Origin of the sequence: Nostoc spongiaeforme FACHB-130 (assembly GCF_014698475.1) — a bacterium.
In the GTDB taxonomy this organism is placed as follows: Bacteria; Cyanobacteriota; Cyanobacteriia; order Cyanobacteriales; family Nostocaceae; genus Nostoc_B; species Nostoc_B spongiaeforme.
The window spans coordinates 44,794-57,316 of sequence record NZ_JACJTB010000009.1 but is presented as its reverse complement, the minus strand read 5'-3'; the positions used below and the strand labels follow the sequence as shown (position 1 = coordinate 57,316).

The 12,523-nt window shown below is 40.4% G+C and carries 7 protein-coding genes; all 7 read left to right on the top strand.

The window, feature by feature from the left end:
* The 7 genes from H6G74_RS09925 to H6G74_RS09895 all read left to right on the top strand — a co-directional run bounded on the left by H6G74_RS09925 (position 1) and on the right by H6G74_RS09895 (position 12,480).
* Positions 1 to 2,166 carry a putative baseplate assembly protein gene (locus tag H6G74_RS09925; protein WP_190967505.1) on the top strand — a complete coding sequence of 722 codons (2,166 nt, stop codon included), beginning with the start codon at positions 1 to 3 and terminating at the stop codon, positions 2,164 to 2,166.
* 60 nt (positions 2,167 to 2,226) lie between these two features.
* Positions 2,227 to 2,610 (top strand): four helix bundle protein, encoded by a 384-nt coding sequence (locus H6G74_RS09920; RefSeq protein WP_190967504.1) that lies wholly within the window; start codon positions 2,227 to 2,229, stop codon positions 2,608 to 2,610.
* Positions 2,611 to 2,655: 45 nt separating this feature from the next.
* Positions 2,656 to 3,702 (top strand): phage tail protein, encoded by a 1,047-nt coding sequence (locus H6G74_RS09915; protein ID WP_190967503.1) that lies wholly within the window; start codon positions 2,656 to 2,658, stop codon positions 3,700 to 3,702.
* A gap of 122 nt (positions 3,703 to 3,824) precedes the next feature.
* Positions 3,825 to 5,057, top strand: coding sequence for a DUF4159 domain-containing protein (locus H6G74_RS09910; RefSeq protein WP_190967502.1), 1,233 nt, complete (start codon positions 3,825 to 3,827; stop codon positions 5,055 to 5,057).
* A 46-nt stretch (positions 5,058 to 5,103) separates the two neighbouring features.
* On the top strand, positions 5,104 to 7,266 hold the full coding sequence (locus H6G74_RS09905; protein ID WP_190967501.1) for a hypothetical protein: 2,163 nt from the start codon (positions 5,104 to 5,106) through the stop codon (positions 7,264 to 7,266).
* Between the two features lie 75 nt (positions 7,267 to 7,341).
* A complete protein-coding gene (locus H6G74_RS09900) occupies positions 7,342 to 10,062 on the top strand; it encodes a hypothetical protein (protein ID WP_190967500.1) in 2,721 nt (906 codons plus the stop codon).
* Between the two features lie 78 nt (positions 10,063 to 10,140).
* Complete coding sequence (locus tag H6G74_RS09895) at positions 10,141 to 12,480, top strand: CHAT domain-containing protein (RefSeq protein ID WP_190967499.1); 2,340 nt, start codon at positions 10,141 to 10,143, stop codon at positions 12,478 to 12,480.
* The last annotated feature ends 43 nt before the right edge of the window (positions 12,481 to 12,523 follow it).

The window sequence follows — 12,523 nt, the reverse complement described above, 5'->3', positions numbered from 1 at the left end:
GTGGAATTTGATTTTTTACCAAAGTTACCAAAGTCTAATCTAGACGATCGCACTTTTAAAGATTTAGTTGATGAGTGTATTCTGCGGATTCCCCGCTATTGTCCAGAATGGACGAATTATAACCCTAGTGACCCAGGTATCACGCTAATTGAGCTATTTGCTTGGTTAACTGACCAAATGTTGCTGCGGTTTAATGAAGTACCAAAGCGCAATTACATTACTTTTTTAGAGTTATTAGGCGTTAGGTTGCAAGCACCTGCACCTGCAGTGGCGGATATTACTTTTTATCTTAGTGCGGCTTTACCGGACACTTACACGATTCCGGCTGGGGTGGAGGTGGCGACAATTCGCACGGAAACAGAAGAGGCGATCGCATTCACCACAGATCGGCCTTTAATAATTGATAAACCGCAAATTCGCCACTTTCTCACCTGTCCCACCGCCGATCAAAAACCGGAAATTTTGCGCGATCGCTTTACTAATTTATGGACGATGCGCTCTGATGGTGAGTGGTATGGTAGAGAGTTGGCACTGTTTGAAGAACAACCCCAACCCGGAAACACTTTTTATTTAGTGATTGATGGGGAATCCCAGTGCGAAGGTAACGTTCTCGCACTGCAATTAAAAGGAGAAGCCGCCACCGCCACGGGGATTAACCCAGATATTCCGCCGCGCCGTTGGGAAGCTTGGAACGGTGTGGAATGGGAAGCGGTACTGTTGCAAGAATCGGACGATAGCACTAAGGGTTTTAGTTTTAGCGAATTGCTGACTCAAGGGATTAATCCCCTGCAAGGTGCAGATATTGTCCTGCATTTACCGCAATCTTGGCCTGTGACGACTTTCACCGCCTATCAAGGGCGTTGGTTGCGTTGCGTTTATACTGCACCTCAACCCAATCAACCAGGATATAGCAGTTCGCCTCGGATGATTGGTTTGGCTGTTAGATCCATTGGCGGAACGGTGGGTGCGAGTCAAAGTGAGTTGATTCGCAATGAAATTTTAGGGGAAAGTGACGGTACACCGGGACAGACTTTTCAGTTACAAGGTGTTCCGGTGTTGAACCGTCGAGAAGATGAATATTTGATCATTTCACCACCTGGAGGAATCCCTCAAAGGTGGTATGAAGTCAGCGATTTTGCTAATTCTCTCCCCCAAGATTTGCACTACACAATTGATTCGCGCACCGGGACGGTACAGTTTGGCCCGGTGATTCGAGAACCAGCCCAACTCCAGCAACAGACAGAATTAAGGAGGGGAGTAGGTAATTTTGCCAATATTCAGGAGTTAGAAAGGCAATATGGGGCTGTACCGCCGCGTGGGTCGGTAATTCGGATGGTTGCATACCGCACTGGTGGAGGGCGTAAGGGGAATGTGCAACGGGGGACGATTACCGTAGCGAAAAATGCGGTTCCGTATGTGGCGAGGTTGATTAACCATACACCCGCGCGTAACGGTTCTGATGCGGAATCTTTGGAAGATGCGGTGATTCGAGTTCCGGCGATGTTGCGAACCCGCGATCGCGCTGTGACTCCCGAAGATTTTGAGGTGCTGACGCTACAAGCTGGCGGTGGTGCGGTGGCGCGGGTGCGTTGTTTACCACCGACATCAACAAAGGAAGCCGGAACCATCAAATTATTAGTTGTCCCGGCGGCGAATACAGATGCAATTATTCGTGGCGAAGGTATCGAACCGGAATTATTTAGTTTGAGTCCGCAATTGCGCGACCAAATTATTGCTTATTTAGATGAACGGAGGTTATTAGGAATCCAAGTTAAATTGCAAGCCCCGGAATATGTGGGTGTAGCAGTGCAAACAGAAGTCTCCCTGGAACCGGAATACAACCACCCTGCCGCCCAGCAAGAGATTTTGGGTAAGTTACGGGTGGCGTTGTATCGATTTCTCAACCCGATTACGGGGGGTCAGGATGGGAGAGGCTGGCCGTTTGGGCGACCTGTTTATCCTTCGGATATTGTGAATTTGTTCCAGCAATTTCCGGCGGTGCGGTATTTGGGGGTAGTGCAGTTGTTTGAATTGCGCTATGTGGGTTCAACTTGGGTGCGATCGCTTCCCCAAAATCCGGTGATTGATCCAGGGGCGTTGGGTTTAATTTGTTCTTGGCAAAATACTCGTTTACGTTCTGGCCATGTTGTTAATTTAATTCAGTAAAAAAAAGGCAAAAGTAAAAAGGCAAAAGGCAAAAAAATTAATTACAAGAGAAATAAAGTTATGAACATAGGCTACGAAGGTAAACCAAAAGATATTCGTGAGAGAACTTTTAATTTTGCTATTCGGATTGTCAAAGTATGTCAATTACTAGATGAACGGCCAGGAGTAGGAAGAACATTAAGTAAACAACTCTTGCGTTCTGGAACATCTATTGGAGCTAATGTTGAAGAAGCTAAGGCTGGGCAAAGTAAACCTGATTTTATCAGTAAAAATGCTATTGCTTTAAAAGAAGCACGCGAGACTCATTATTGGCTAAGATTACTTGGTGCTACAAAAGTCTTACCTCAAGCACGGCTTTCAGACATACAACTTGAAGCTGAAGAATTAATGCGGATTATTGGTGCGATCATAGTCTCTGCAAAAAATAATCATAACCCTAAATAAGTTTATTTTTACTTTTACCTTTTACCTTTTTACTTTTGACTTTTTATGACTAGTCAAATTCTGCACCTGCAACTTACATCAATGCAATTACCTAACGCCATTCAAACATCGGCGGTGGATAAGGGTGCAGATGATTTTTCGCAAATAGCACTTAGTAGTCAAACTACGGTACGTGCTGGGTGTGATTTGGTAGTTCATCCGCCGGAACCGAGTGAGATAGTTTTACAGCTAGAAAACTTGGGTAGTCGGATGTTGCGGTTGAATGTGCGGGTGGAGGGGAATTTCCCGGCTGAGTGGTGTCGCATTGGGATGGAGGGTTATGAACTCGCGCCGCGATCGCGGATGGATGTGGTGTTATACTTCCAACTTCCCGCCGATTTTTTTGAAACTCCCGCGTTGGCGACTGGTCAATCTTTGGTGTTGGATTATCACAGTCGCATTCACGTTAATTACACCGAGGAGGGTACTGGTAGACAGTTAGTTGAAACGGCTGGTTTAAATTTGTATGTCCGTCCCCGCAGTCTCTATCCCAAGTTTTTACCTGCGGTTTATCGAGAAGTTGATTTTATTGGGCGCTTCTTGAAAATTTTTGAACAGGCGTTTGAACCCTCAGTGCAAACGCTGGACGTGTTGTGGGCTTATCTCGACCCCATGACCGCACCGCAGACATTGTTACCTTTTCTCGCGCACTGGGTAGCTTGGCCTGTTGACCGCCGTTGGACTATCGAACGACAACGTTATTTAATTCGTTCGGCGGTTGAACTGTATCGCTGGCGGGGAACACGTAGAGGTTTGCGTTTATATATACATCTTTATACAGATTTACCTTTAGATGAACACATTACAAGAGAAGTTGATAAACATATTTGTATTGAAGAAATTCGCGGCGAAGGTTTTGTTTTAGGAAATACGCGCTTAGGTGAAGATGCAATGATTGGCGGCGGTCGTCCGTATCATTTTATAGTTCGTTTACATCCCCAACGCCCAAATCAAGTAGATGAACAATTAGTGCGACATATTATTGAGCAAGAAAAACCCGCATTTTGTACTTATGAAATTTATATAGATGAGTCAATAACTAATGGTCAATAGTCATTTGTCCTTTGTCATTGGTTCTTCCCCCTAAACCCAAGGTTGGTGAGCGAACTTGTACTGAGCGCAGCCGAAGTAGCCGAACCACACCCCTACACCCTGACACCCCTAAACCCCCAATTATGGAAATTCACCCCCTAGAACGACTACAAATTCAAGATGGTTTATTAATTAACGCTGAACGGTGGAAGCGATCGCATGATTATCACCGTCAACGGCAAAATATTCATTATCAATCACTTAATGAACCCGGAATAGTTGAAGGTTTGGGTGTGAGTTTGATTCCTGCACCGAAGGATGTACCATCACAATATAATGATGGGCGATGGTTACAAATTCAGCCAGGAATTGCTATTGATGTGAATGGGAATCCTATTGTGGTTCCGCAACCGATAGATTTTCATATTTCGGCTGATATTACGGAAGAGAAACCCCGATTAATTTATTTAGTTTTGCGTTATGTAGATCCAGATACTTTACAACGCAAACAAGTTAGTGAATTTGAAATAGAAACTTTTCGCATTGATGAAAAAACAACGCCGCCTGATGCTTTTGAGGTAGAGTTATGCCGAATTTTATTACAACCGGGATTAGTAACTTTAGAAAATCCCCAAGATGTATTTTATCCTAGTTTGAATAGTTTAGATTTTCGCTTTCGGAAGCTGGCGCGATCGCGTCCTACGGCGGTGGTGCGTGTGGCGCATCTTGATACCCATGAAACTAAAGAAGGTAATAGTTTTGCTAATCTCGCTTCTTTATTAAGATATACCGCAAGTCTTACCTGTACTCTTCAAGGAGATGAGCAAATTCCCCGCTTAAATTTTCCGCTTTTAGATCCAACGATAGCAATTAATTATGATTTGCTATTTATTAATGGTAGTGAACCATTAATTTTAAATGTGCAAGAATTAGCTAATCTTAAAAGCTATCTAGATAGTGGGGGGATTTTATTAGTAGAAGCACCTACCGATGCAGTTGATAGATTAGAAAGCGTTTTAGAAATTACTGAAAGTTTAGCCACGCCTTTAGAAGATTTACGCCGACTTGATAAACATCATCCATTAAGAACACAACCATTTTTATTTGCTGCTTTACCAACCATCAATCAAAAGCCTCTGCAAATTTTAGTTGCAGGTGGCATTGTTTTAGTTATTGGTGATTTATCACTAGCTTGGGGATTAGATGAAAAGTTAACCTTACCACGAGAAACAATTCGCACCGCCCAAGAATTAGGCATTAATATTCTCAACTTTGCCTGGAAGCGTAAGCGAATGACTCAATTAAGGCAACAAACTGCAACACCTGTCTCAACTAAACCTGATGCTTTAAAAAGCATTTTCAACAAATTAGAATAATTTCTTAACTTTTGCCTTTTAACTTTTTACTTTTAACTTTTTTTATATGGCAGTTAATCTCGTTAATACTAAAATTTCTACTCAAGTATTGAACTTTCAGCCAGGTGGTTCGCCAGCTTCTTTTGAAGTGACTGTAGTCAATGAAAGTAATCAGTTTGCCTCTTTTCAAATCGAAATCATTGCGGCTGGTGGTGGTGAAAGTTTGGGGACTAATTGGTACAGTATTAAACCTGCGGTAAGTGCAAAAAATCCGCCTGGAGATAGTACAAAATTTGAAGTCACAATTACTAATACACCTGTTGCCGGTTTTATCGGCAAAATGAATCTGATAGTGCGGATTTTTTCGCTGGAATTGCGAGATGAAGACAGACAATTGCTGCGGTTGATAGTTGAAGCAGGTATTGGTGCTGTACCGATGCAGATTGAGTTACCAATCCGAGAATTTACAACTCAACCACAGGGAACAATTGAGATTCCAGTGCGGGTTTTTAATCCTACTCAGCTACCTGCGAGTGTTTCTTTAAAACCGATAGGACTTAAACCCCAATGGTTGATTAATGGTGATGAAAAACTATTACCAGTTCCGCCAGGGAATAAGGCAGAAACTTCATTTTTATGTCAGTTACCAATTGCTGAAGAAGTACCGAGTCAAGCTTATCCTTTTACCATTGAGGCTAATTATCCCAATGGACTTCTATCTAGTAGTCGAGAAGGCGTAGTTAATGTTACTCCAGCAGGGTTTGTTGACTTTCAATGCACACCAGAAAAACAACATATACCTGTATCTCGTACTTGGCTACCGCAATTAAGAGTTAATTCGGCAACTTATCAACTTGAATGTCAAAATCACAGCAATTTAAGTCAAAAGGTAAGTATTGAAGTCAAAGAGGACTCGGAAAACAAGCATAAATGTTTTTGGGAAGTTCAACCAAAATTTATCCAATTAAATCCAAGAGAAAGTCAGAATTTACAACTATTAGTAAGTAAGCGACGCAGGTGGTTAGGTTTTAAGCAAAAACTAGCATTTAAAGTTAAGTTAACTGTATCAGAGACCCGCGTAAACGTTAATAATGAGAATCAATATTTACAACTGATTATTCATCCGATTTTGCATCCTTGGCTACAGATGGGATTAGGATTTTTGTTGTTGTATCTCCTGTGGTATATATCATGGCTAAATCCCAATAACCCATTTTTTGGACATCGTGATGCTGTAACATTTGTGCAGTTTAATGGAGTAGGCGATCGCGCCGTTAGTAGTTCCCAAGACCAAAGTATTATTAGATGGAATATTGCTGGTTTTACTAATCCCTTGATTAACCAAGACGACGGGAGAATGGCTAAAAATGCTGGTAAATCTGTGCGAGTTGTGCGCTATAAACCTGTAGATAATGATGTAGTAGCCGCAGGTTTAGAAAATGGGGAAATTCAAATTTGGGATGTCCTTGGTGGGAAAAAAGATCCAAAGGCAACTTTTTCACTGAATAAAGCAGACCGAGTTTTAAGTTTAGAATTTAGTCAAGATTCTCACTTTTTATTTAGTGGTCATGGTAGTGGCTTAGTGTTGCAATGGGATGTTAATAATGCTTTATTAGGTGATAATCGTAGTTTAGAAAAACCTATAAATATTAAAGATGTAAATTTTCCTGTGTATGCTTTAACTTTAGCAGGACATGATAAACAAAATTTAGTAATTGGCGGTAGATATAATAACTTAGCTATATGGAATTTTCATCAAAATAAATTATGGAAGTTACCATATAATCCGCCTGGTAGTCAAAATGATTATATTGTGAGTGTCGATAGTGCAGATTACAAGCCTTATATATTAGCAACAGCAGATAATTTAGGGCAAATTACTTTATGGAATATGAAACAATGTTTGAAAAATAATAATAGTCAATGTCAAGTTATAGATAAATGGTCTGATGGTCATGGAGGAAAAGCAGTACGTTCTGTATCGTTAAGTAGAGATGCTTGTTATTTAGTTAGTGGCGGTGATGATCATCGAGTGATGTTATGGCCGTTAACAACAGAAGGTAAACGTGCTTTTCCAAATGGGAAAGAAATACGTCAAGAAAAACGAAGATTTAATAGTGTGGATATTAAAGTAGTGAGAAATAAAATTTTGATTGTTAGTGCCAATGATGACCATAAAGTTAGGTTAGATATTAGAGATTTAAATAAAAATGATGGTTGTAAACAATAATGATGAACACTAATAGACGTAGTTAAAATCTTTTTTAATTTTTAATTTTTACTTTTAGCTTTTTGGGGTGTAAATATGACTGCCATAAATTCAAGAACTAGTAATTCCCAACTCGGTTTGAGTATGGCAGATGTGTTACTATTACCGCCACAACAGCGCAAAATTGTCCAGTGGTTAATTAAGCATCCTGATAGCGTTACCCTCACACAAGTATCAATTCATCTAGATTTAAATCAACAAGCAACTTTAGCTTTATTAGATGAATTAGTTGACGAAGGTTTTGTCCAGCAAATATTAACTGGTGGTGAGGTGAAATATCGCGTTAATTTGGCAGCAAAACGCGGTATTCAACAACAAAATCTGCAACAAACCCTTGCGCCGGGAAATCCTCTAGCAATTATTTTTAATCCTTCTGGTGATTATGCAGTTCAGGCTGGAGGCAGCTTTGAAATTAATGTCACGGTAACAAATAAAGGCCAAGAAAGTGCGTTAATTGATATTTTTATTGATGAATTATCACCGCAATTAATTCAATGGTGTGATGCACCAAAGCAAAGGTTAGCACTAAGTCCTAATTCTGTGGGTGAGGTGTTATTTGAATTTCAAGTACCTGTAACAGCAATTCCTAGTACTTATAACTATGCAATTGTTGTTGATGCGCCCCTACATTATCCTGAAGATACGCCTATTCGACATGGGGCAAAAATTCAGGTTTTACCTGCAATTGAAGCGGTAGTTAGAGTTAGTGACCCGACTTTTAGCTTACTACCTTTAACAAGTTCGCGATCGCCTGCCAAAATTCCCCCAGGCGGAATCTTGCAAGTTAACGTCAATGTTCACAATCGTTCGGATAGGGTAGACAGATTTCGCCTCAGTTGTCTCGATTTACCCGAAGAGTGGGTGAGTATCCGCTATCCCGAAGGTTTGGAAACAGCCGGACTTGTCATCCCCAACATGGGTTTGAACCTCAACCCAGGCGAGAAAGGAGAAATCTTACTTCAGTTTCAACCACCACTAGGCGCAAACGCCGGACTTTATTATCCCAGCATCCGCCTGTATTCCGCCAACAACCCTGATTTGATGCTGTTGGATGTGATTTATTGGGAAATTTTACCCTCTTATCTGCTAAATGCAGAAATGCTGATTGTGGTAAATCGGGTGAGACGCAAAAGCGGAACTTTTGAAGTTAAATTTACGAACGCGGGTAATACTGTCAGGGAAATTACTTGTCAAGCGGTTCCTGTTGATGAAGATAAGGTGTGTACTTACGTAACCTCACCAGAAGTTTTACGTGTGTTCCCTGGGGAAAAAGCTGCAACCCAAGTGACAGTCACACCTGTGAAATGGTGGTATCGTCCGATGTTTGGCGCGGGAAGATTGCTGAATTTTCGCATTGAACTAGTAGATCAGCAACAAATACCTTTACCAAACCCCGCTTTACCCGGAAGCTTAATTTGGGAACCGCGTCCTTGGTGGCAATTTTTACTCGTATTACTGACGGCTTTGGGAATTATCGGTGCGATCGCATTTTTGATTTGGCTGTGGTTATTCCGTCCCCCCGCAGTTCCCAAAATCTTGCAATTTCTCTCCTCTGACGCTACTTATCAAGCATCAAACAATGATTTTATTCGCTTAAGTTGGCAAATTCGCCACCCCAAAAAATTGCAAACATTAGCTTTAACTGGTTTATTTGCTGATGGTACGGCGGCGGTACAACCAATAGTTTATACCTTCAACGGTAAACTTCCGGCAGAATTACAACCATTTTGTCAAATGGGTGCAGTATTAACTTGTTCTAACGTCCCTACCGATGCGCGTAAACCAGGAGATTATACTTTTCAACTGCAAGCATTTGCTAATAATAATCCTGACTTACCAGCCGACACAATTAAAACTAATACGATTAAAATTGTCCCCATTCCCCCACCGCAAATTTTAGAATTTTCCCCAGCACAATCTGTTTACCAAGAAGTGAAACCTAGCACTACCAAAATTAGTCCCGATACCATTCGCCTCAACTGGAAAATTAACGATTTAGATAAAATCAAAGAATTACGAGTAATTGGGCGATCGCCTGAAAATTTAGTTAACAGTCCACTACAAACTTATAATGTCAGTCAAGGTATACCCGACAACATCAAAGCCTTCTGTAACCAACAAGAAAATCTACTAAATTGTCGCAAAATTCCTGCTAATAATCGCGGCGCAGGTGACTATATATTTGAACTGCAAGTTTTTACTAAAACTGACACAGATAAACCAAGTATTTCTCAAAAAACAGACTTAGTAAAAGTCCAACCCCTACCCAGCAAAATTCTCGAATTTAAAATTGATGGGAACAACCCCTTACCAAAATATCCTATAGTAATTAATCCCCTTAAACCTAATAAACTTCTCAACTTATCTTGGAAAGTTGAAGGTAGTAATAACATTAAAGTCGAACTTCTTCCCGCACCCGGAGATATCCCCCGTAACGGTACAATACCATATCCAGTAAACCAACAACCCGGCAGCGAAACTGTCACTTTACAAGTCACTAATCCTACTGGCGAAAAAGTAACTCGTTCCGTCACCATCGAAACTTTTTTACCACCTAATTTCCCAACCAATCAACCACAACTACCACAATTAGAAGGCGCAAAACCAGAAATCCCAGCCACACCCCCACCACCCACAACCCAACCCCCCGGAACCTCACCATCTCCAACCAACAACACCGTACCTAGTCCTAACTCTCCCACACCATCCCAACCAGATAAACTCTCACCCTTAGAACTCCCCCCAGGATTTGATTAAAAATTAACCGCAGATTAACGCAGACGAACGCGGATTTTCCTTTGCGCCTTTGCGCCTTTGCGCGAAATAAAAAATACTATGAAACTCCATCTATTATTAACAATAACCCTCCTTCTTCTCTTCCCTCTTCCCGCCAAACCATTAGACGCACAACAATATCGCGCCAACTTACTCTTAAACCTCGGTAATAGACAACTCACAAACGGACAATTTAAATCAGCCTTAGCATCCTTACAAGAATCACTCAAACTATATCAAATAATAGGCGATCGCACCGGAGAAGCCACCGCACTATTTCGCATTGGTGACGCTTACTTTACTCTCGGTAGATACCAAACTGCAATTAACTATTACAACCAAAGTTTACAACTAACGCAAAATTTTCCTAACCAATCGCTGACAGTCCAAATTTTTGAACATCTCAGCAATACATATATTAATCTGGGCGATGAAAAGTTAGCGAAAAAATATCAAGCACAAGCCACCGCACTTAAAAAAGAAATTGGTAATCCCGACAGAGAAGCTGCTTTTTTAGGTAACGTTGGTTTAGATCATGATGCGGCGACTGAGTATAAACAAGCGATTGCTTTTTATTCTCAACAATTCACAACCGCCAAGGATAATAATAACTATCAACTACAAATTGATTCCTTACAAAACCTCGCTGCAACTTATCGTAAATTAGGGCAATTTCCCCAGGCGATCGCAACTTATCAACAACAGTTAAAATTAGCCCAGCAATTAAACAATAATACCATTGTCAGTTTAACCTTTAAACAAATCGCTGAAACCTATCGAACTCAAGGAGACTTTAAAGCGGCGATCGCTTTTTATCAACAACAGCTACAACTTACCGATAAAACCCAAAAATCTGAAGTCATCCGACAACTCGGACGCGCTTATACTTTTGCTAAAGAATATGAGCAAGCGATCGCATTATATCAAGAACAATTAACCTCAGCCAAAGCTAATAAAGATAATTACACCCAAGGGACAGCTTTAAATAACTTAGCCTTTGTTTATCTCAACTCTAACAAATTCGATGAAGCTAAAACAACCCTACAAGAGAGTATTAAAACTTGGACATCTCTGCGATTAGATTTAGGTAACACAATTGATTATGCTGCGGAACAAAGTAATACATATCGATTACTACAACAAGTTTTAATTACCCAAAATCAGCCAGAAGCCGCTTTAGAAATAGCTGAACAAGGCAGTATCATGACATTCTTACAATTAATGGGAATGCGGTTAGCTTCTGAACCCAAAGATAATAATTTAAAAACTGCACATAAATCAATTATTTTACCGACAATTATTGATATTCAAAAAATTGCTAAATCACAAAAAGCTACCTTAGTTAAATATTCTCTTATTCCTGATGATGGCTTATACATTTGGGTAATCCAGCCTACGGGTAAAATTACATTTCGCAAAGTCAAACCCACACCAGAAAATACATTTACTTCAACTAATTCTATCCCTAAAATAGTTGCTAGTATTCCAAATTATCTGGGCATCAATAGTCAAGAAAAACAATCTCAAAAGTTTGTCAATCCGTTATTACAGTTACATCAACTATTAATTAAACCTATTGCTGATTTATTACCTGATAATCCGCAGTCTCAAATAATTTTTATCCCCCAAGATGAGTTATTCTTTGTACCTTTCTCCGCTTTAATTGATATTTCTGGTAAATATTTAATTGAAAAACACCCAATTTCAACTGTACCAGCAATTCAAATCTTGCAGTTAGCCAAAGAACAACGAGGTAGAACAGGCGGAAGTAAAGTTGTGGTTGTGGGTAATCCTACCATGCCAAAAATTTCCCGCGCAATTAATCAAGCACCGCAACCTTTACCACAACTGATAAATTCCGAACAAGAAGCTTTAGCCGTTGCTGATTTCTTTAAAACCAAAGCTTTCATTGGTAGTCAAGCAAGTAAAGCCGCAATACTTCCTTTATTACCCAAAGCTAAAATCATTCATTTAGCAACTTATGGTGTATTAGATGATATCAAAAGACAAGGTATACCTGGCGGAGTTGCGTTAGCTGGAGAAAATACCGGACTCCTCACCGCCAGCGAAATTCTGAATTTATATAACCAACCAAAAGGTAAACGTTTACGCGCGAGGTTAGCTTTTATCAGTGCTGGCGAACCTGGACATGGTAGCATAGGTAACGGTTTACTGGGTTTATCGTTAGCACTGATGACATCTGGCGTACCTAGTGTGATTGTCTCCCAATGGGCAGCACCAGATACACCAACATCTGTGATAACTACTGAATTTTATCGCCAATTAAAGCAAAACCCGAATAAAGCCCAAGCATTACAACAGGCGATGTTAGCAACTATGAAGGAGTACCCTAATCCCAAAGATTGGGCAGGATTTAATTTAATTGGAGACCTACATTAAAAAATAATAAAAAAGATCCACAATCAAGCAAAACCAGAAACAA

What these genes read in the sequence shown, in the direction of transcription:
- H6G74_RS09920 (WP_190967504.1), top strand. Translation starts at nt 2,227, where the DNA reads ATGAACATAGGCTACGAAGGTAAACCAAAAGATATTCGTGAGAGAACT.
- H6G74_RS09915 (WP_190967503.1), top strand. Translation starts at nt 2,656, where the DNA reads ATGACTAGTCAAATTCTGCACCTGCAACTTACATCAATGCAATTACCT.
- H6G74_RS09910 (WP_190967502.1), top strand. Translation starts at nt 3,825, where the DNA reads ATGGAAATTCACCCCCTAGAACGACTACAAATTCAAGATGGTTTATTA.
- H6G74_RS09905 (WP_190967501.1), top strand. Translation starts at nt 5,104, where the DNA reads ATGGCAGTTAATCTCGTTAATACTAAAATTTCTACTCAAGTATTGAAC.
- H6G74_RS09900 (WP_190967500.1), top strand. Translation starts at nt 7,342, where the DNA reads ATGACTGCCATAAATTCAAGAACTAGTAATTCCCAACTCGGTTTGAGT.
- H6G74_RS09895 (WP_190967499.1), top strand. Translation starts at nt 10,141, where the DNA reads ATGAAACTCCATCTATTATTAACAATAACCCTCCTTCTTCTCTTCCCT.